This window comes from Gottschalkia purinilytica, assembly GCF_001190785.1.
In the GTDB taxonomy this organism is placed as follows: domain Bacteria; phylum Bacillota; class Clostridia; order Tissierellales; family Gottschalkiaceae; genus Gottschalkia_A; species Gottschalkia_A purinilytica.
Genome location: NZ_LGSS01000002.1, coordinates 102,794 through 125,421, shown reverse-complemented (window position 1 = coordinate 125,421; position 22,628 = coordinate 102,794). Strand labels below are relative to the sequence as shown.

The following is a 22,628-nucleotide window of genomic DNA, read 5'->3' as shown; positions in this document are numbered from 1 at the left end:
TTAATTATGAAGTTAAGAGAATATATAGAGAGTTTTGATAGATTCATTATAAAATATTTTGAAAAGAATGATATACCTGAAGTCATAATATATGGAACAAACAACGAAATTGAATACTTTATTCGAACACATTCTAATTTAAATATAAAAGTTGTTGTAAGTGAAGACTATGAAAATAAAAATTATGATAATATAAAAGTCATTTCTATGGAACAATTTCATATTAACTATAAAAAGCATTATAAGGACAAGCCAATCTTTATTGTATCTAAGTGGACAGATCAATTATCAGATAAGCTAAAAAGTCAAGGCATAGAGAACTTTTATCATTACTTTGCTTACGACTATTTAATGAACTTAGATAAATTAGATTTAGCTATGCAACTTTTTAAAGATGATATATCTATAACAACATTTAAAACATTAGTTAAATATTTATTTACACAAGATTATACTTTATTTGAGAAAATTACATTTGAAGAAAATCAATATTTCATAAAGGAGTTTTTTGAGTATAAACCCCAAACTGTGTTTATAGATGGCGGTGGATATCATGGGGAAAACACAATTGAATATTATAGGATACTCAATGGTGATGTAAATAAAATATATGTTTTTGAGCCTGATGTAGAGAACTTTAAAATAATGAAAAACAACTTACTAAATGAAGTTAATCTACCTAAAGAAAAATTGATATTAAAGAATAATGCAATTTCAGATAAAAATGAGATAGTTTACTTTAGTAATGAAAATAATTCATCGTCATGTATAGTTGAATATTCTGAACAGAGAATTAAAGCTGTAAGTCTAGATAGCCTTATAAAAGATAAGGTAGATTTTATTAAACTGGACATAGAAGGCAATGAATGTAAGGCAATAAAAGGTAGTAGAAACATAATATTAGATTATAACCCTAAATTAGCTATTTGTTTGTATCATAGGCCAAAAGACATGTGGGAGATTCCTCTTTTGATAAAAGAGATTAATCCCAAGTACAAATTTATGCTTAGACATCATAATAGAAATTGTTGGTATGAGACAGTTCTCTACTGTAAATAACATATAAGATGCACTTTTACCTTAATTAAGATAGCAATGGAGGAGCAAAATGTTTACAGATAAAACTTTACTAATAACAGGTGGAACAGGGTCTTTTGGAAATGCAGTATTAAAAAAGTTTCTGAAGACAGGAATAAAAGAAATAAGAATATTAAGTAGAGATGAAAAAAAGCAAAATGATATGAGAAGCTATTATAGGAACGATAAATTAAAATTTTATATAGGAGATGTTAGAGACTATTCAAGTATAAATTATGCTATGAAGGGAGTGGACTATGTATTTCATGCAGCGGCACTAAAACAGGTTCCTTCATGTGAATTCTATCCTATGGAAGCTGTCAAAACTAATGTTATCGGTACAGAAAACGTTATAAATTCAGCTGTAGAAAATAAGGTTAAGAAAATAATTTTACTGAGTACAGACAAAGCTGTATACCCTATAAATTCAATGGGCATGACTAAGGGACTTATGGAAAAACTGATGCTTTCAAAATCTAGAAGTTTGAGTGAAGAAGAAACGATAATATGTGCTACTAGATATGGGAATGTTATGGGATCAAGAGGTTCTGTTATACCTTTATTCATAGATCAGATAAAGAACAAAATGGACATAACAATTACTGATCCAAATATGACTAGATTCATGATGTCTTTAGAAGAAGCCGTAGAATTAGTAATATACTGTTTTATTCACGGAAAACAAGGAGACATATTTGTACAGAAGTCACCTGCTTCCACTATAGAAAATTTAGCAATTGCTTTAAATGAAATATTTAAAGGAGAAAGTAAAATTAATATAATAGGGACCAGACATGGAGAAAAGCTTTTCGAAACATTAATAACAAGAGAAGAAATGACGAAAATAGATGATTTAGGAAGATATTATAGAATACCATTAGATGATAGAGATTTAAACTATAATAAATATTTCTATGAGGGAAAAGAAGATATATCTTTTTTAAAAGATTATAATTCACATAATACTAAAAGATTAAATCTAGAAGAATTAAAGAGTTTACTACTGAATTTGGACTTAATCAAAAATCAGTTAAATATAGGAAGTAAGGATGAAGTATATGTATAAAATAATGACTATAGTAGGGACAAGACCTGAAATAATAAAATTAAGTTTGGTAATGAAGGAATTAGATAAGTATACTAGACAAATTATAGTTCATACAGGTCAAAACTATGATTATGAATTAAGTGACATTTTTTTCGATACGCTGGAAATAAGAAAGCCAGATTATTACTTAGATGTAGCAGGAAAAAATGCAGCAGAGACAATAGCCAACGTAATAAAGAAGTCAGATGAAATAATGGAAATTGAAAAACCTGATGCTATCTTATTATACGGTGATACGAACAGTTGTTTATCAGTCATATCTGCGAAAAGAAGAAAAATACCAATATTTCATATGGAAGCAGGTAATAGATGTTTTGATCAAAAAGTACCAGAAGAATTAAATAGAAAAATAGTAGATCATTTAAGTGATATAAATATGACTATAACAGAACATGCTAGAAGATATTTAATTAATGAAGGTCTTAGACCAGAGAACATAATAAAAATAGGATCTTCTATGAAAGAAGTTTTATATTACTATAAAACTAAAATAGAAAAATCAAAATGTTTAGAAAAAATGAACTTAAAAGAAAAAGAGTACTTTTTGATTAGTATGCATAGAGAAGAAAATATAGAGGATAAGTCTAATTTTAATAGTCTAATAGATGCACTTATAGATATATCTAAACATTTTGAGGATAAGAAAGTAATAGTTTCAACTCACCCAAGAACAGAGAAGAAAATAAACAAAAAAATAGAGATGAAGTTAGGAAAAAATATAATTTTTATGAAGCCATTTGGATTTATAGATTATATCAAATTACAACAGAGTGCATATTGCGTATTATCTGATAGTGGAACCATAACGGAGGAAGCATCTATACTAGGTTTTCCAGCAATAATGATTAGACAAGTTCATGAAAGACCAGAGGGTATGGATGAAGGAACTCTAATTATGAGTGGTATAAATTCAAAAAATATATTACATTCAGTAAATATTATCACAAAGCAATCTGAAGAAGGAACAATTAAAATAGTAGATGATTATAACATAGATAATGTTTCCAAAAAGGTAGTAAGAATCATATTAAGCTATATAGAATATGTAAATAGAACTGTTTGGAATAAATATAAGTAGGTGATAGGATGAAGAAAGTATTAATACTAGGGTCTACAGGCATGGCGGGACATGTTATATATAGATATTTTGAAGAGTTAGGAATATATGAACTTTATAATCTATCACATAGTTATAAACTAAATGAGAATACAAAAATTTTAGACGTGAGAAAATTAGATGTATTTGAAAAATTTTTAGATGAAATTAAATTTGATATTATAGTTAACTGTATAGGATTATTGAATGATTTTGCTGAGAGAAGCCCTAAAGATGCTATATTGGTTAATAGTTATTTACCAAAGTTTTTAGAAGAAAAATATTTAGATTCTAATACAAAGATAATACACTTAAGCACGGATTGTGTTTTTTCAGGAAAACAAGGGAGCTATAGTGAAAATAGTTTTAAAGATGGTAATACAATATATGCTCTTACTAAATCTATTGGTGAAATAGATAATAATAAAGATTTAACTATAAGAACATCTATTATAGGCCCAGATATAAATAAAAATGGAATAGGATTATTTAATTGGTTTATGAAACAAAGTGGTAACATTAAAGGATATAAAAATGTTATATGGACAGGAATAACTACTATAGAACTTGCAAAGGCAATACAAGAGTTCATAAATCAAAATATAACAGGAATATATCATTTAATACCTAAAGAAAAAATAAGCAAATACGAACTATTAATATTATTGAAATCAACATTTGGCAAAAGTGAAATAAATATATATGAAGACAATCAAATTATATCTGATAAAAGTCTTTTAAATACAAGAACAGATTTTAACTATATGGTACATGAGTATACGGAAATGTTAAAACATATGAAAACATGGATTGAGGCAAATAAAAAAAATTATGATCATTACATATACACTTAAAATTAAAATTGATAAGAATATAAAAACTATAATTTTTAAGTTTCATATATAGACAAAAATTATATAGATTTATAGCTAATATATAACTAAACATTGGATCTATGGAGGACATATAATGGAAATAAACCTATTAGACTTAATTAAGCAGTATAAATCCATACAAAATGAAATAGATAGTGTAGTCTTAAAAGTATTAGAAAGAGGGCAATATATACTAGGTCCTAATGTTGAAGCCTTTGAAGAAGAAATAGCTGAATTTACAGGAACTAATCATGGTATAGGTGTAGCAAATGGAACAGATGCGTTACTATTAACTTTAAAAGCTTACGATATAGGTGAAGGTGATGAAGTTATAACGACACCATTTACTTTTTTTGCTACAGCAGAAGTAATATCACAAGCTGGGGCTATACCAGTATTTGTAGATATAGATAAAGATACTTATAACATGGATATAAATAAAATAGAAGAAAATATAACAGAAAAAACAAAAGCTATTATCCCAGTACATATATTTGGACAACCTGTAGACATGGATAAAGTTTTAGAAATAGCTGAAAAATATAATCTTATAGTTATAGAAGATGCATGCCAAGCCATAGGGGCTGAATATAAAAGTAAGAAAGTAGGATCTATTGGTCATGCAGCCTGCTTTTCATTTTTTCCTACTAAGAACTTAGGATGTTATGGTGATGGAGGTATGATAGTTACTAGTGATAATTCAATAGTTGAAAAATTAAATATGTTGAGATTTCACGGCCAAAGAGTAAAATATCATAATGAAATGTTAGGATACAATAGTAGGCTAGATGAAATACAAGCAGCTATGTTAAGGGTAAAGCTTAGATATTTAAATGAATGGAATAATAAAAGAAACTATCTTGCTAAAAAATATAACGAAAAGTTAATTAACTTACCATTAAAAACTCCGAAAGAAATTGATAATATAAAGCATGTTTATCATCTTTATATAGTTCAATCAGAAGAAAGAGATGAGCTTATAAAGTTTCTGAAAAAAAGCGGAATATCTACAGGGGTTTACTATCCTATACCATTGCACTTACAAGAAGTATATAAAAGTCTTACATATAAAGAAGGCGATTTTGAAAATTCAGAATACTGCTCTAAAAGGACTTTTGCACTACCATTATATCCAGAACTTAAAGAAAAAGAACAAGATTATATAATAGATAAAATAAAAGAGTTTTATGAAAATAAATAAGTTAAAAATAGATACAGTAAGGAGGTATGAACATGGAGGCATTAAAGTTAAATAAAAATATACATGCTAAATCACTTATGAGTAAAGTTAAAAATAAAACTGCTGTTATAGGAGTAATAGGACTAGGGTATGTAGGATTACCTTTAGCAGTAGAAAAAGCTAAAGTAGGATATAAGGTTTTAGGACTTGATATTCAACAGAAAAGAGTTGACATGGTGAATCAAGGAATAAACTATATAGGAGATGTAGTTGATGAAGATCTTAGACAAATAGTTGTAGAAGATAAGATAAAGGCTACTACAGATTACAGTAGAATATCAGAAGTTGACTGTGTTATGCTTTGTGTTCCCACTCCATTAGACAAGTATCAACAACCAGACATATCATATGTTCAATCTTCAACAGAAGAAGTAGCTAAATATCTTAAAGAAGGTATGTTAATAATTTTAGAAAGTACTACTTATCCAGGAACTACAGAAGAAGTAGTAAAACCAATACTTGAGTCGACAGGACTTAAATGTGGACAAGACTTCTTTTTAGCATTTTCCCCAGAAAGAGTGGATCCAGGAAATAAAATATATAATACGAAAAATACACCTAAAGTGGTAGGAGGAATAACCGAAAATTGTACAGAAATATCTGCCGTACTTTATGAAAACGTACTCGAAGGAAGTATACATAGGGTGTCAAACCCAGCAGTAGCTGAAATGGAAAAAATACTTGAGAACACATATAGAAATATAAATATAGCTTTAGTAAATGAGCTAGCTATATTATGTGACAAAATGAATATAGATGTATGGGAAGTTATAGAGGCAGCTAAAACTAAGCCCTATGGATTTCAGGCATTTTATCCAGGTCCAGGATTAGGAGGACATTGTATACCTATAGATCCATTTTATTTAACTTGGAAAGCTAGAGAATTTGACTATCATACAAGGCTTATAGAAATAGCAGGAGAAATAAATAATTACATGCCAGAGTTTGTTGTTGAAAGAGCTATGAAGTTATTAAACAAAGAAAAGAAGGCTATGAATGGAGCAAAAGTCCTTATACTAGGAGTAGCGTATAAACAAGATATAGATGATTTAAGAGAATCTCCGGCCTTAAAAGTTATAGAGAATTTAGAAAGACAAGGAGCAATTGTAGAATACTATGATCCATATATACCAGAGTTTAAATATAAAGGTAAAGAATATAACTCTATAGAACTAAAAGAAGAGAATTTAAGACTAGCAGATATATCTATAATAACAACTATGCACACTTGTTTTGACTATCAATTTATAGTTGATAATTCAAATATACTGTTTGATACCAAAAATGCTACAAAAGAAGTTAAAAATAACAGGGAAAAAATAGAAAAACTATAGTATTATAAAAAGTAAAAATGGAGGAAAAGATGAATAAAGTTTCTTCAAAAGCACATATTATGTCAAATGTAAAAATAGGGTATTACACAGTCATAGAAGAAAATGTACAAATAGGAAAAAACTCTACTGTAGGAAATAATGTAACTATATATAGAGGAACAATAATAGGTGAAAATGTAAGGATAGATGATAACACTGTTATAGGAAAACAGCCTATGAGAGCGGTAACCAGCGCTATAAGTGATGGGAAAGAACAGATACCAGCAAATATTGGAGACGGTAGTATTATAGGAACAAGTTCTATAATATATGCAGGATGTAACATAGGTAGGGACTGTCTAATAGCTGATCTTTCAACGGTAAGAGAAAATGTAACTATAGGAGATAAAACAATTATAGGAAGAGGTGTAGCTATTGAAAACTATTGTGAAATAGGTTCTTATTGTAAACTAGAGACCAATGCATACATAACTTCATACTCAAAATTAGAAGATTATGTATTTATTGCTCCTGGAGTAGTTACATCAAATGACAACTTTGCAGGAAGAACTAAGGAAAGATTTAAACATTTTAAAGGAGTAACTATAAAAAGAGGTGGAAGAATAGGAGCTCAAGTAACTATTTTACCTGGAAAAACTATAGAAGAAGATGGATTTGTAGGAGCAGGAAGTGTTGTAACTAAAAATGTGCCTAAAGAAAAAATAATGATAGGCAATCCTATAAGAGAGATAAGCAATGTTTCAGAAGAGCAACTACTAAAAAATAATATATAATTAGACTATGCCAAGGAGAATGACAAATGAGTAAGTTTAAGTTTGCTATATTAGGATGTGGACGAATATCTAAAAAGCATGCGGAAGCAATAGCTAATAACTATATAGAAGGAGAATTAGTTGCTGTATGTGATATAGTAGCTGAAAAGATGGATGATACCATAAGTAAATATATAGACACTTTAAGAAATAACGGTATAAATGAAGTTACTAGTATACGTAAGTATACAGATTATAAAGAAATGCTAGTTAGAGAAGAAGATATAGATATAGTAACTATAGCTACTGAAAGTGGATATCATGCCAGACATACTATAGATTGTATAAACAAAGAAAAACATGTGATCGTAGAAAAACCTATTGCATTGTCAACTACAGATGCCGAAACTATGATAAAGTTAGCAAAAGAAATGAATGTGAAACTTGGAGTTTGTCATCAAAATAGGTTTAATCCACCTGTTCAAAAGTTAAGAAAAGCAATAGAAAAAGATGAATTTGGAAAGCTTATAAATGGAACGGCTAGAATACTTTGGAATAGAAATGACGACTATTATAACCAAGCATCTTGGCGTGGAACTTGGGAACTTGACGGCGGAACTCTTATGAATCAGTGTATTCATAATATAGATCTTCTACAGTGGATGATGGGAGGAGAAATAGAATCTGTATATGCACAAACAGGAACTTTTCTAAGAGGTATAGAGGCAGAAGATTTTGGAGCCATAATTATAAGATTTAAAAACGGGGCTATAGGAATAGTGGAAGGAAGCGCATGTGTTTATCCTACAAATTTGGAAGAAACACTTAGCATATTTGGAGAAAAAGGCACAGTAGTAATAGGGGGGCTAGCAGTAAATAAAATAGAAACATGGAAGTTTTCTGATAATAAAGAAGAAGTAGTATTAAAAGACCAATGTGAGAATATAGAGAACGTGTATGGATTTGGACATACTCCTTTAATAAAAGACTTTATACAAGCTATAAAAGAAGATAGAGATCCACTTGTATCTGGAGAAGAAGGAAAAAAAGCTATGGAAATAATACTGTGTGGATATGAATCCCAATATAAGAATAAAGCAATTAAATTCCCTATAAACAATATAAGCACTTTGAACTTTAAGAAAATAAAGTACGAATGATAAATAGTAATATACTATATAAGTAATTGGAGGGAAATCATGAGACTATACATATTAGATAAAGAGTTTGAAATAAACAATGATAGAAATGCTTTTATTCAAATAGCAAATATAGTGGAAGATGTAACTAAAGGAACAGAATATAAATTTGGACATATGATAATAGACGGTGAGATTATATACAATTATCAAGAATACATAGAGGATAATATAAAAAAAATAGAAGAAATAAAGATAGCTACAAGAACTATGAAAGAACTAGTTAAAGAGATACTAATTTCTATAAACGAATATGTAAGTAGGGCTATACCTGAAATAAATAAGCTCTCAAGTGAGTTTTATAGAGAAACTAGTGAAGAAAGTTGGACAAAGTTAAGCCAACTATTTGAAGGAGTAAACTTTATGGTTGAATCCTTTAAAAGTATTGAAGATGTTGGAAACTTAAATGATATAATTTCTGATTATGAAATATGGAATGAGTATGTTAAAGAGATATACTCATTAAATGAAGTAATAACAAAAATTAAGATATTAATGGAAAGCAATGATGTTACATCTATAGGAGACATATTGTCTCATGAGATAGTTACGATATTTGAGAATATGAAAGAAAAGCTGGAAAAGCTAATTTCTTAAACTAAGGAGAGATAATGAATGGATATAGCTATGTTATCAACAGCGCTTGGACAAATGAAAGCTATGCAACAAGCCAATCTTTCAGTAATGAAAATGGCTATGGATAATGCGAAAATTCAAACAACAGACCTAACTCAAATGATACAGCAAAATACTAAAATGATGGAACAATCGGTAACGCCTCATATAGGTGGAAATATAGACATAAATATATAATTATTAAATCCTATGAAAATAGGATTTTTATTTGTTTAAATATTTTATTTTTATAACTTAAATTACCCTGAATATTGCCGATATTATAATTGTAAGTATCGTGAAAAGGAGGGTAGGGAAATGAATATTTCTGGTACAAATTTATCTCAAGGAATATATACAACAAAAGGGAATGGGACGGAAAAAACAGACAGTATAAGTAGCATAAAAAAGAATAACATATATGACAATACTACTTTGGATAAAGATATTCTAAGTGATAAAGATTTTATGGATGCATTTGAAAAAGTAAATAAAGAGTTTTTAACATATGATAGAAGGCTTGAGTTTTCTATACATGAAGGAACAAATGAAGTTATGGTTAAAGTTATAGATGTACATACAGATGAAGTTATAAGAGAAGTTCCACCACAAAAGATATTAGATCTAGTAGCTAAGCTATGGGAAGTAGCAGGGTTAATATTAGATGAAAAAATATAAAAACATGAGGTGATAAATATGAGAATATCAGGACTTGCATCTGGTATGGACACAGATAGCATGATTAAAGAACTTATGAAGGCTGAGAGAGTAAAAGTAGATAGGGTAGAACAGCAAAGGCAACTTTTAAAGTGGAAGCAAGAAATATATAATACACTTAATAAAGATTTTGCAAATTTTATATTAAATGCAAAAAAAGATTTTGGATATGTGAATGGAAGATCAGGTAGTATGAACTGGCATAAAAAAGCCACTTCATCAGACGAAAGTAAAGCTACTGTAAGTAGTACATTAGGAACTGTAATAGGTAAACATGATATAACTGTTGACAGATTAGCTGATGGTGTTTCTGCAGCTAGTAGCAGTAATATATCAAAAGGAGATAAGTCTAATGTAGCTAGTCAATTTAACCTTAATGCAAATGATAAGCTAGAGTTCACAATAGAATCTAAAAATGGACCAGTAAAATTTGTATTTGGAGAATTAGATGAGGCTACAGAAAATGCTCTTAAAGGAGAGTTAAATACAGTATACATAAACAAGTCTTTAGATGAATTGAGTTTAAGTGATGTAGTAAATAAGATTAATAGTGCTAGTGTAAAGGATGCATCAGGTAATGTAATTTCAGATTTAGGAGTAAAAGCTAGTTATGATAAAGGAATAGATAGGTTTTTCCTACAAACTACAAATACAGGTAAAAATAATGCAATGTTAAAGATAGATGCATCTGCAGGATCAACGGGAGAAAAGTTTATAAATGATCTTAATTTAAAAGTAAAGAGTTATGACAACAATGGAGATAAATTAGAAGCTAACTTAACGACAGGTAATGTATATAATGGAGTTAATGCTAAAATAAGCTATAATGGAGTAGATGACATAGAGAAAGAATCAAATAGTTTTGAGATAAATGGTTTGAATGTTAATCTAAAAGACGTAGGTTCATTTAGTGTAAATGTATCTACAGATACAGAAGCTATTGTAGAAAAAGTAAAGAATTTTGTAGAAGAGTACAATAAACTAATAGAAAAAGCAGGGAAGCTTTTAAGAGAAAAGACTAATAGAAACTATAAGCCTCTTACTAGTGAAGAAAAAAAGGCTATGAATGAAAAGGATATTGAACTATGGGAAGAAATGGCTAAAGGTGGATTACTCCGTAACGACATGTCAATAAATAATACTTTATCAAGTATGAGATCAGATCTTTATAAGGAGATAAATACAGATAGTGGAGTATTTAAGCTATTAACTGAGATAGGTATATCTACAGATAAATACTCTACAGGATCAATAGGCGGACAATTAAAAGTTGATGAAGATAAATTAAGAAAAGCAATAGATAGAGATGCTGATGCTGTTATAGAAGTATTGTTTAAAGAAAGTGATTTATATAATAAAGACGATGATGATTTATCTAAAGATGATTTAGCAAAAAAGAGGGCAAATAGTGGTATAGTTACTAGAATATTTGATAATCTAATACTTGGAATGAAAGACATAATTGATAGATCTGGAACTGGAAGCAATGATGATCTTTTCAGAAAAGTAAAGTCTAACATACTTATAGACTTTGTTATTGGAGAAAAAAACTTATCTAAACAAGGTAGTGTAAGTTTTTTAGACTATGAAGTAAATAAACTTAATAAAAAGATAGAAGACTTAGAGGTACTTTTATTTAGAAAAGAAAACTCATATTATGCTAAATTTACGGCTATGGAGAAAGCTATGCAAAAAATGAGTTCTCAAACCGGATGGATTACTCAACAGATGGGTGGAAAAATGTAGTTTGACGTAACAGAAAGGATGGAGATTTATGGCTATTAGCAATCCATATCAAAAGTATCAACAAAACTCAATAGTAACAGCTTCACCAGAACAACTTACGCTTATGCTTTATGATGGGGCCATAAAGTTTATGAATATGGCTAAATTATATATGGAAGAAAAAAACATACAAGAAACTCATAACTCTATAATGAGAGCTCAAGACATAATAAACGAACTTAATATAACTCTAAATATGAATTACGGAATATCAAAGAACTTAAGAAGCTTATATACTTATATATTAGAAAAACTTATAGATGCCAACTTGAAAAAAGACTATAGTATACTAGATGAAGTAATATCTTTAGTTGAGGATTTAAGAGATACCTGGAAAGAAGCCATGCAAAAAAACAGAATAGAAAGTGTACAAGAAAATAGTCAGGTGAGAATATAATGAATGAATACGAATTAAAAGAAGCTGCACAGTTATTAGACAAAAAAATAGAATATATAGATAAAATTATAGATATTACTAATAAACAAAAAAAAGCTATAAAAAAAGAGGACATAGAATTATTAGAAGTGTATACAAATCAAAGGCAAGATATAATTAATGAAGTAGATAAGTTAGACGCTATTCTTAAAGAGGAAACAAGGGAACAAGATAATAATGATTTATTAGGAAATAAGTTAAGGGAACTTAGTTTGTCTCTTACAACTTTAAAGAATATGGATAATGAAAATAAAAAACTTTTAGAAGAAAAAATGAATGATATAAAATCAAAGATACAAGAGGTTAAGCAAGGTCAGAAAATGGCCAAGGGATATGGAATGGACTTTTATAATAACATGGGATCATTTTTTATAGATCAAAAAAATTGATATGGTCGAGTTAAAATAATTATATTATTAAGGGAATATCTCTAGAAGATGATTGAAGATAATTATGAAAAACATAGTAAAAGAATTACTTTAAAAAATTAGAATGACATAATTATATTAAAATCTAAAGAGTAGAATTTTATTTATAAAAAACCGTTTTGGATAAAACTTCATAACGGTTTTTTTACTTTTTTACTCAATATCTATTTGCCATTCTATAATCAGTTAGTTTTAACTTAAGCTAATATATCTAAATAAAAGGGTAATTTTTCAAAAAATAGTGCTATAATATAAATATATAGAATTCACGTACGGTAATAGAAACGACAGGCAGTAATTGAGTGAACATAGCAAAATTAAATTATGTTAGGTGGGAGGTGCTTGCATGGATACAGAAATACTAAAAGCAATAGGAAATCTTTTAGATGAAAAGTTAGATCCTATTAAGGAAGAAATTTTGGACATGAAAGAAGATATTCAAAACGTAAAGAAAGATATTCAAGACGTAAAAAAAGATGTTCAAGTTTTGAATGATGAAGTTCAAGGAGTAAAAAGAGATGTTCAAGTTTTAAAAAGTGAAGTTCAAGATGTAAAGGAAGATGTTCAAAGAATAGATAAAAAGCTAGATGCGGTAACAGAAGAAGTGGCAATTCTAAGAGAAGATGTATCAGAAATTAAAGTTGACTTAAAATTAGTTAAAATCGCAACAGTTGAGAATGTGAATGATATAGCAAAACTAAAGTCTGCTAATTAGAATATAATAAAAATAATGAATAGATGTCATAAAGTTAATTCGGTATACTTTATCAATTATTTTTTATTTTTTAGCTTTATTAATATTATGTTTCTTCATATTGAAATATCTAATATATACTATTATTATGTCGTATAGTTTTCAATCACATTGTTGACTCCTATGCAGTTTATATAGATTTATAATTAATCAGTTTTGATTACACTATCCTATAACTTTTATTTATTAGTTCAGTTTCAACTATAGTTAATGCGGGTATAAATATAATATAAGACAACTAACTAGGAGGACATTAAAATGAAAGTTTGGATATGTAAAGTTTGTGGATATACTACTAACCCTGATGAGAAGGAACCACCAATGGTTTGTCCAATATGTTATGCTTCAAAGGAAGAATTTGAACTTATAGATCAGAATGATGTGCCAGGATATTAGAATTTTTCCTATAAACCCTATGCTTTAAAAATAGGGTTTTTTTATTTTTTGAAAATACTTTTTAAATAGTGTCGCTAATCACATCTTTTAAAAAGTAGATACAGTATAATGTATACAGCAACCAAAAAATATAACACTTCTAATCAAAAACCAAAAAATTATGAGTAGTAAGCATTAAGTTAAATTGAAATTTAATTATAGATGGGGTAGAACTTTGGGTTAGAAATCCTAAAAAAGGAGATGGTAATCATGAAACACTGGGAAGGATTTAAACCTGGAAAATGGCAAGAAGAAATAAATGTAAGAGATTTTATACAAGCTAACTATGAGCCTTATTCAGGAAATGAGAGCTTTTTAGCAGAAGCAAGTGACAAGACATCTATTGTATGGGAAAAATCTGAAGCATTAATAAAGAAGGAAATAAAAGAAGGAATAATAGATGTAGAAGTAAATGAAGTATCAGGTATAAATAACTTTGCACCTGGATATATCGATAAAGCAAATGAAGTTATAGTTGGGCTTCAAACAGATGCACCATTAAAAAGAATAGTTAATCCATTTGGCGGATATAGAATGGTAGATGCTTCATTAAAGGCATACGGATACGAAATGAACAAGGAAGTAGAAAAATATTTTAAGAAATTTAGAAAAACACATAACGATGGGGTATTTGATGCTTATACAAAAGATATGAGAGCAGCAAGAAGTGCAGGACTTCTAACTGGTCTTCCAGATGCTTATGGTAGGGGTAGGATAATTGGAGACTATAGAAGAATAGCACTATACGGAATTGATAAGCTAATAGAAGAAAAGATAAAAGACTTAGATCAATTAGTTGGAGAAGCAAATGATGAATTATTAAGAAGTAGAGAAGAAGTTTCAGAACAAATAAGAGGTTTAATCTCTATAAAAGAAATGGTAGCATCTTATGGATTTGATATTTCAAAACCAGCATCAAATGCTAAAGAAGCAGTACAATACTTCTATTTTGGATATCTATCTGCTGTAAAAGAAAGTAATGGAGCAGCAATGTCACTAGGAAGAAATACTACATTCTTAGATATATATATTGAAAGAGATATTGCAAGAGGAGTACTAACAGAAGAACAAGCTCAAGAGCTTATAGATCAATTAGTTATAAAATTAAGATTAGTAAGACATTTAAGAACTCCAGAGTATAATGACTTATTTGCAGGAGATCCTAACTGGGTAACTGAAGCTATTGGAGGAATGGGAGAAGACGGAAGAACACTAGTTACTAAAACCGCTTTTAGATTTCTTCATACACTTACTAATTTAAGTCCTGCACCAGAACCAAATATGACAGTTCTATGGTCAGAGAATTTACCAGAAAGCTTTAAAAAATATTGTGCAAAAATGTCTGGTGAAACTGGTGCAATACAATATGAGAATGATGATTTAATGAGACCGGAATATGGAGATGACTACGGTATAGCTTGTTGCGTATCTGCAATGCAGATAGGTAAACAAATGCAGTTCTTTGGAGCAAGAGCAAATCTTGCTAAAGCATTATTATATGCTATAAATGGTGGGGTAGATGAATTAAAAGCTGATAAACAAGGAAATCCGTTCTTAGTTATGAATGGAATAGATAAAATTAGTGATGAATATCTTGAATACGATAAAGTAATGAAAAATTACAATAAGGTACTTGAACGTTTAGCAGAGCTTTATGTAAATACGATGAATACTATTCACTATATGCATGATAAATATGCATATGAAGCTGGAGAAATGGCATTGCATGATACAAATGTTCACAGATTTATGGCATTTGGTATAGCTGGACTTTCTTTAGTAGCTGACTCATTAAGTGCTATAAAATATGCAAAAGTAAAACCAATTAGAAATGAACATGGAATAGCTATTGATTTTGAAATAGAGGGAGACTTCCCTAAATATGGTAATGATGATGATAGAGTAGACGATATGGCTGTAGAATTAGTAGAGAGATTCATGACTGAACTTAAAAAACACAAAACTTATAGAAACTCTCAACATACTCTATCGGTGTTAACAATAACTTCAAATGTGGTATATGGTAAGAAAACAGGATCTACTCCAGATGGAAGAAAGAAAGGAGAACCTTTTGCACCAGGGGCAAACCCTATGCATGGAAGAGACGAAAACGGTGCATTAGCTTCACTTAACTCTGTGGCAAAAATACCATATAGAGGAGTATGTCAAGACGGGATATCTAATACATTCTCTATTATTCCAGAAGCATTAGGAAAAGAATATGATACACAGATAAATAACTTAGTAGCTATAATGGATGGATATTTTGGAAAAGGGGCATTTCATCTTAACGTAAATGTATTAAGCCGTACAATACTTGAAGATGCAATGAGCAACCCTGAAAAATATCCGACACTTACAATAAGAGTATCAGGATATGCTGTTCACTTTAACAGATTAACAAAGGAACAACAAATAGAGGTAATTAATAGAACGTTCCATAGAAGTGCTTAGGATGTGATAACTATGATAAAAGGTAGAGTTCACTCTATAGAAACAATGGGTCTAGTTGATGGACCTGGAATAAGAACCGTTGTGTTTATGCAAGGTTGCTCTTTGAAATGTCTTTATTGCCATAATCCTGACACACAATGTATGAAAAATAATAAGAGTAAGCTTTATACAAGTGAAGAAATAGTAAAAATGGCTAAGAGATATGAAATATATTATAAGAAATCTGGAGGAGGTGTGACCTTCTCTGGAGGGGAACCATTAATACAATCAGATTTCTTATTAGAAGTATTAAGAGAGCTTAAAAAGCAAGGAATTAATACTGCTATTGATACTTGTGGGTATGGAAATTTAAAAAATTTAAAAGAAATATTTGAAGTTACAGATAATATATTATTAGATGTAAAACATTTTGATAAAGATATGTTTCAAATTGTAACTGGTAGAGATATGAATCATTATATGAAGTTTATAGATCACTTAAAAGATTATAAGGGTAATTTGTGGATTAGACACGTTGTAGTTCCAGGTTTTACAGATACAAGAGAATCTATGGAGAAATTAGCAAACTTCATACTAAGCATTCCAGCTAATGTAGCTAAAGTAGAAATAATACCTTATCATAAACTAGGGATAGAAAAATACGAAAAATTGGGAATAGAGTACAAGCTTAAAGACATACCAGAAATGGATAAAAATCACGCAAAAGCCCTTGAAAAATATCTTATTTCTATAATAGATAAACAGAAAACGAAGAAAGTATCACTTGTTATATAACAGTTATGTATTTTGCATAACTGTTATACTTATTTACAAGATTATTTTATAGTTTCACTTGTGAAATATCATAAGCTTAAATTTTAATTAATATTAAATATTATTTTATAAAATGTTTTTATAAGTTATATAAATAATATAGATATTTTGACTTAGTCTATAATACATTGTAGATACTCTTATATGATATAATATTAAAATATATACAAGCAAATATATAGATTAACTTGCATATTTAAATATTTTTGCTAGAATAACGTATTAAATATATTAAGATTGCTAAAGCTGTAAGTTAGACTAATCCACTTCATGATAGCGTTATACTATTCACAGGGTAATAAGTTATATAAATATGTATCAAGAGAAGTTAAAAGGTAGAAGAGAGTAAAAGTAGGTGATAATTATAGTTAGGTGTAATAGTGATATTGGGATTTCATGTGATAATTGTGAAAATGATTTGTGTATAAGTCAAATTCCATTACTTTCTAGTTTAAATAAAGAAGAGTTAGCAGAAATTTCAAAGGGTGTAGTTACTACAAAATTTAAAAAAGGTGAACAAATTTTCAATCAAGGAGACACAGGAAATAAGCTTTTTATTATCTGCTCAGGGAAAATTAAGATATATAAGTATACTGCTGATGGAAAAGAACAAATAATGTATATCTTATCAAAAGGAGACTTTATAGGAGCATTCCATTTATTAAAAGAAGATAAGTTTGAATTCTCTGCTCAGGCCCTTGAAAATACTCAGATATGTACTTTAGAAAAAAAAGAATTTGATAAGATTATTTTGAAAAATCCTCATATAACATTAAAAGTTTTTGAAAAAGCTTATGAAAGAATTATTAGGGTAGAGAGATTGGTAGAGCGTCTAAGTACCAATAATTCTGATGCTAAGGTAGCTGCTTTATTAGTTAATTTAGTTAAGGACTTTGGAGAAAAAACAAAAGATGGTATTCTTCTGAATCTTTCAATTAATAGAGAAGAAATGGGAAGTTATGCTGGCATAGCTAGGGAAACTATAATTAGAAAACTTAAGATGTTTGAGGAAATGGAACTAATAGAGTTAATAGGAAACAAGAAAATTTTAATAAAAGATATATCTGCTTTAAAACTTATGGAATAAAAATAATAAAGTAAAATTCTAAACCTTATAGTAGTTTTTACTAGAGGGTTTATGGATTTTACTTTATTTATTTTATATTAAAGATAGGCTACTATCATGTATCATTATTTCCTGTGGAAAAGTAGTTGTATTTTATAATCTATATATTGTGTGTCTTCATATTCTATATACTATAAAAAGAATAAGTATAATTATCAAGAATATGACATTAATAAAAAAAAGTGAAATCCACATATAAAATATATTTTTCCACTACATATACACAACAATTTCCACACAATAGCTTGTACTAATTAACAGTTTTCCACAGAACTATTAACATTATCCACAGAATGGTGTATATGTTTTCCACATGTCAATATGTATAAGGTTATAAAAAAATAATATGATATTTATACACATGGTTGTATATTAATAAAAACATATAAGGCTAATGGTGTAACATAGTGTCATAAACTATGGATTAATAGGTATATATTGATAAAAACTTGTAATATACTGATGTATTATTAGAATAATTATAAAATTGTAATACTTCAATTTAATTTATATTTGCTGAAAATTAATATTAAAAATATATAATTATGAACAAATGTTTAATTTTAAAAAATCTTTCGTTTTTTTGTTGATAACTTTTTTAAGTGGGTATCATTATATAATACAATAATAAAACTTTCTTATTTTACAATAAAGGAAATTTTAAAATTATATAGAATATAATTAATTTAACAAAATATTTATACTTACTTAAAACAACTGAAGGGAGTTGTATATTATGAAAATTAATGTTAGTGGAAAGAATATGGAAGTTACAAATGCTTTAAAGGATATGACAACAAAGAAATTGAGTAGACTTGACAAATACTTCCACGAAGATGTGTCAGCAAATGCTACATTAAGTGTTGAAAAGCATAGACAAATAATAGAAGTAACAATTCCTTTTTCAGGTGCTATACTTAGGGCAGAAGAAACAACTAGTGATATGTATACATCTATAGACAATGTTGTAGATATACTTGAAAGACAAATAAGAAAACATAAGACTAAACTTCAAAAGAGTCAAGGTATTGATACTATTAGATTTGAAAATATTGTATCTCTTCCTGATGAAAAGAATGAAGACCCTAAGATTGTTAGAACTAAGAAATTTGCTATAAAACCAATGGATGAAGAAGAAGCTATTCTTCAAATGGAGTTACTCAGACATAGTTTCTTTGTATTTAGAAATGCAGAGACAGGTGATGTTAACGTAATCTATAAAAGAAAAAATGGGGACTATGGTCTCATAGAACCAGAATACTAAAATGAATCTATAATTGTTTATAATAATAAAAAGGCAGAGAAGTCTCTGCTTTTTTACTGTTTTTTGAAGGATTTTCGTAGGGTTGTAAGGAATTATCATTAATGATAAAATATAATAATAATTGTAAAATAATCGCCAAGAAAATTATGTAAAATTAATTTTAGAATATTTTTAAATAATTACAAGAAATTTTTCTATTGTTTACAATTTTACTTTATTAAATAAGTTAAGTAAATAGTTATTCAATATTTGATATAATCTTAATTAGATTTTATAATTAGGTTTAATCTATTTTGATATCTATATTTTATCAATAAATCTTGCAACGGATAAGATTTAAATAATATAATAATATAACTTGAGGTGAGTTAAATTGAAAAGACTCTTTGAAAAAGTGTTTGGAACACATAGTGAAAGGGAACTAAAAAGAATTGAACCAATAGTAAATAAGATAGAGGACTTAGAAAAGGATATACAAAAACTTTCTGATGATGAGCTAAAAGCTAAGACTCCTGAATTTAAAGATAGACTAGCAAAGGGTGAAACACTAGACGATATATTACCGGAAGCTTTTGCCGTAGCTAGAGAGGCTGCATATAGAGTTCTTGGTATGAAGCATTATAGAGTACAATTAATAGCAGGTATAGTTTTACACGAGGGAACAATTGCCGAAATGAAAACTGGTGAAGGTAAAACTCTTATGGCAACTTTACCGGTATATCTTAATGCTCTTTCAGGAAAAGGCGTACATGTTGTTACTGTAAATGATTACCTTGCACAAAGGGATAAAGAATGGATGGGTAAGGTATATGAATTCCTAGGCTTAAGTGTAGGATGTATACTACATGACATGGAGAATGACGAAAGAAGAGAAGCTTATGCTGCTGATATAACTTATGGTACAAATAACGAATTTGGGTTTGATTATCTAAGAGATAACATGGTTATATATAAAAATGAAATGGTTCAAAGAGGCCTTAACTTTGCTATAGTGGATGAGGTTGACAGTATCCTAATAGATGAGGCTAGAACACCACTTATTATCTCAGGTATGGGAGATAAATCTACAAAGTTATATTTACTTGCAGATAACTTTGTAAAAACATTAACTGGTAGAGTAATAGATCCTAATGAAAAGAAAAATCCATTACTAGATCGTGAATATGTTGAAGAAAAAGTAGACTTTACAATTGATGAGAAAGCTAAGAATGTAACTTTAAGTGAGAAGGGTGTAGCAAAAGCGGAAAAATACTTTAGTGTAGAAAACCTTGCAGATCCTTCAAATGCTGAAATATATCATCATATAAACCAGGCATTAAAAGCTCAAAATATAATGAAAAAAGACATTGACTATGTAGTTAAAGATGGAGAAGTTGTAATTGTTGATGAATTTACAGGTAGACTTATGTTCGGTAGAAGATATAGTGAGGGATTACATCAAGCTATAGAAGCAAAAGAAGGACTAGATGTAAGAAGAGAATCTAAGACACTTGCTACAATAACTTTCCAAAACTACTTTAGAATGTATAATAAACTATCAGGTATGACTGGTACTGCAAAAACTGAAGAATCTGAGTTTAGGGAAATATATAACGTTGACGTTATAGAGATACCTACTAACAGATTATTAGTAAGAAAAGATCATGCTGATGTTGTATATAAGAACGTTGAAGGGAAACTTAATGCTGTAGTAAATGAAATAAAAGAAAAGCATGAAAAAGGTCAACCTGTACTTGTAGGTACTATTTCTATTGAACTGTCAGAAGTTCTTAGTAAAATGCTTAAAAAGTTGGGTGTTAAGCATGAAGTCTTAAATGCTAAGCAACATGAGAGAGAGGCTGAAATAGTTGCACAAGCAGGTAGATATGGATCTGTAACTATAGCTACAAATATGGCTGGTCGTGGTACGGATATAGTTCTTGGAGGTAATCCAGAGTTTATAGCTAAGAATGAAATGAAGAAAAAAGGCTTTAGTGAAGAAATTATCTCACAAGTAGATAGTTTTGCAGATACAGATGATGAAGAAATCTTATCAGCTAGAAAAGTATATAGGGATATTCTAGATAAAGCTAAAGAACAAACAGATACAGAAAATGAGAAAGTTAAAGAAGCTGGTGGGCTTCATATTATAGGTACAGAGAGACATGAATCAAGACGTATAGATAATCAGTTAAGAGGTCGTTCTGGTCGTCAAGGAGACCCTGGTTCTTCAAGATTTTTTGTATCTTTAGAAGATGATTTAATGAGACTATTTGGAAGTGACAAGATAAAGGGAATGATAGAAACATTAGGAATGCCAGATGATGAGCCACTAGAACATAGGCTTCTTTCAAAATCTATAGAAAATGCTCAAAAGAAAATAGAAGGAAATAACTTCAGTATAAGAAAGCATGTACTACAATATGATGATGTAATGAATAAGCAAAGAGAAGTAATATATGCAGAGAGAAGGAAAGTATTAGAGGGAGAAAACTTAAAGGACCACATTCTTTCTATGATTGAAAATACTATAGCAGGTGCTATAGAAATATATACTGCTGATGGTAAATATCCTGAAGAATGGGATATTGTTGGATTAGAAAACTATTTATCAAATTTAATGCCTATAGAAGGTAAAATAGATATAAAAGATGTAGAAAGTTTAACTAAAGAGAGCTTAAAAGACATAATTAAAGAAATAGCTTTTAAACTATATGATGAAAAGGAAGAAGAAATAGGCGATGATGTTTTAAGAGAGCTAGAAAGAGTAATACTTTTAAGAGTTGTTGATACTAAATGGATGGATCATATAGATGCTATGGATCAATTAAAACAAGGTATAGGTCTTAGAGCATTAGGACAAGAAGACCCTGTAAGAGCGTACCAAACAGAAGGTTTTGATATGTTTGAGACTATGATAGATAGTATTCAACAAGAAACAATTAGAAGCTTATATCACCTTCAACAAGCTGAAAACATAGAAAGAGAAAGAGTAGCAGAACCTGTATCAGCAAATCATGGTGCTGAACCTTCAAAGCCAAAAACTGTAGTGGTAAAGGATAAAGTAGGAAGAAATGATCCTTGTCCATGTGGTAGTGGAAAGAAATATAAAAAATGTTGTGGAGCTAATAATTAATCGAT

The 22,628-nt window shown here is 28.9% G+C and carries 21 protein-coding genes; all 21 read left to right on the top strand.

Annotation, left to right across the window (positions count from 1 at the left end):
• Window positions 1-6: 6 nt before the first annotated feature.
• Window positions 7-1,059: an FkbM family methyltransferase gene (locus tag CLPU_RS02365; RefSeq protein WP_050354044.1), complete on the top strand. Its 1,053-nt coding sequence runs from the start codon at window positions 7-9 to the stop codon at window positions 1,057-1,059.
• A 49-nt stretch (window positions 1,060-1,108) separates the two neighbouring features.
• Window positions 1,109-2,143, top strand: a complete 1,035-nt coding sequence (locus tag CLPU_RS02360; protein ID WP_050354043.1) for a polysaccharide biosynthesis protein — start codon at window positions 1,109-1,111, stop codon at window positions 2,141-2,143.
• Window positions 2,136-3,263 carry a non-hydrolyzing UDP-N-acetylglucosamine 2-epimerase gene (gene wecB / locus CLPU_RS02355; RefSeq protein ID WP_050354218.1) on the top strand — a complete coding sequence of 376 codons (1,128 nt, stop codon included), beginning with the start codon at window positions 2,136-2,138 and terminating at the stop codon, window positions 3,261-3,263. The genes CLPU_RS02360 and wecB overlap by 8 nt, the downstream gene beginning before the upstream one ends.
• Window positions 3,264-3,271: 8 nt before the next feature.
• Window positions 3,272-4,135, top strand: coding sequence for a dTDP-4-dehydrorhamnose reductase family protein (locus tag CLPU_RS02350; protein WP_050354042.1), 864 nt, complete (start codon window positions 3,272-3,274; stop codon window positions 4,133-4,135).
• A gap of 115 nt (window positions 4,136-4,250) precedes the next feature.
• Entirely contained in the window at window positions 4,251-5,357 is a 1,107-nt protein-coding gene (locus CLPU_RS02345; protein WP_050354041.1) for a DegT/DnrJ/EryC1/StrS family aminotransferase, read from the top strand.
• Between the two features lie 32 nt (window positions 5,358-5,389).
• Entirely contained in the window at window positions 5,390-6,730 is a 1,341-nt protein-coding gene (locus CLPU_RS02340) for a nucleotide sugar dehydrogenase (RefSeq protein ID WP_050354040.1), read from the top strand.
• Window positions 6,731-6,759: 29 nt separating this feature from the next.
• Window positions 6,760-7,503, top strand: a complete 744-nt coding sequence (locus tag CLPU_RS02335) for an acyltransferase (RefSeq protein WP_050354039.1) — start codon at window positions 6,760-6,762, stop codon at window positions 7,501-7,503.
• Window positions 7,504-7,529: 26 nt separating this feature from the next.
• The gene (locus CLPU_RS02330) at window positions 7,530-8,642 is read left to right on the top strand and encodes a Gfo/Idh/MocA family protein (RefSeq protein ID WP_050354038.1); all 1,113 of its coding nucleotides are present in this window, start codon (window positions 7,530-7,532) and stop codon (window positions 8,640-8,642) included.
• Window positions 8,643-8,681: 39 nt separating this feature from the next.
• Window positions 8,682-9,278, top strand: a complete 597-nt coding sequence (locus CLPU_RS02325) for a hypothetical protein (RefSeq protein WP_050354037.1) — start codon at window positions 8,682-8,684, stop codon at window positions 9,276-9,278.
• 18 nt (window positions 9,279-9,296) lie between these two features.
• The gene (locus CLPU_RS02320) at window positions 9,297-9,494 is read left to right on the top strand and encodes a YjfB family protein (protein ID WP_050354036.1); all 198 of its coding nucleotides are present in this window, start codon (window positions 9,297-9,299) and stop codon (window positions 9,492-9,494) included.
• A gap of 120 nt (window positions 9,495-9,614) precedes the next feature.
• Window positions 9,615-9,974, top strand: a complete 360-nt coding sequence (locus CLPU_RS02315; RefSeq protein WP_050354035.1) for a flagellar protein FlaG — start codon at window positions 9,615-9,617, stop codon at window positions 9,972-9,974.
• A gap of 18 nt (window positions 9,975-9,992) precedes the next feature.
• A complete protein-coding gene (gene fliD, locus CLPU_RS02310; protein ID WP_050354034.1) occupies window positions 9,993-11,759 on the top strand; it encodes a flagellar filament capping protein FliD in 1,767 nt (588 codons plus the stop codon).
• A gap of 28 nt (window positions 11,760-11,787) precedes the next feature.
• Window positions 11,788-12,195 carry a flagellar export chaperone FliS gene (gene fliS / locus CLPU_RS02305; RefSeq protein WP_050354033.1) on the top strand — a complete coding sequence of 136 codons (408 nt, stop codon included), beginning with the start codon at window positions 11,788-11,790 and terminating at the stop codon, window positions 12,193-12,195.
• Window positions 12,195-12,623, top strand: a complete 429-nt coding sequence (locus CLPU_RS02300) for a flagellar protein FlgN (RefSeq protein ID WP_050354032.1) — start codon at window positions 12,195-12,197, stop codon at window positions 12,621-12,623. Before fliS ends, CLPU_RS02300 begins: the two co-directional genes overlap by 1 nt.
• A 385-nt stretch (window positions 12,624-13,008) precedes the next feature.
• A complete protein-coding gene (locus CLPU_RS02295) occupies window positions 13,009-13,377 on the top strand; it encodes a coiled-coil domain-containing protein (protein ID WP_050354031.1) in 369 nt (122 codons plus the stop codon).
• A gap of 297 nt (window positions 13,378-13,674) precedes the next feature.
• Window positions 13,675-13,812, top strand: coding sequence for a rubredoxin-like domain-containing protein (locus tag CLPU_RS16975; protein ID WP_115840396.1), 138 nt, complete (start codon window positions 13,675-13,677; stop codon window positions 13,810-13,812).
• Window positions 13,813-14,061: 249 nt separating this feature from the next.
• Window positions 14,062-16,305 carry a formate C-acetyltransferase gene (gene pflB / locus CLPU_RS02290; RefSeq protein WP_200898449.1) on the top strand — a complete coding sequence of 748 codons (2,244 nt, stop codon included), beginning with the start codon at window positions 14,062-14,064 and terminating at the stop codon, window positions 16,303-16,305.
• Between the two features lie 12 nt (window positions 16,306-16,317).
• On the top strand, window positions 16,318-17,079 hold the full coding sequence (pflA, locus tag CLPU_RS02285) for a pyruvate formate-lyase-activating protein (protein WP_050354030.1): 762 nt from the start codon (window positions 16,318-16,320) through the stop codon (window positions 17,077-17,079).
• Window positions 17,080-17,473: 394 nt separating this feature from the next.
• A complete protein-coding gene (locus CLPU_RS02280; RefSeq protein ID WP_050354029.1) occupies window positions 17,474-18,205 on the top strand; it encodes a Crp/Fnr family transcriptional regulator in 732 nt (243 codons plus the stop codon).
• Between the two features lie 775 nt (window positions 18,206-18,980).
• Window positions 18,981-19,508 carry a ribosome hibernation-promoting factor, HPF/YfiA family gene (gene hpf / locus CLPU_RS02275; RefSeq protein WP_050354028.1) on the top strand — a complete coding sequence of 176 codons (528 nt, stop codon included), beginning with the start codon at window positions 18,981-18,983 and terminating at the stop codon, window positions 19,506-19,508.
• Window positions 19,509-19,881: 373 nt separating this feature from the next.
• A complete protein-coding gene (gene secA, locus CLPU_RS02270; protein ID WP_050354027.1) occupies window positions 19,882-22,623 on the top strand; it encodes a preprotein translocase subunit SecA in 2,742 nt (913 codons plus the stop codon).
• Window positions 22,624-22,628: the final 5 nt, after the last annotated feature.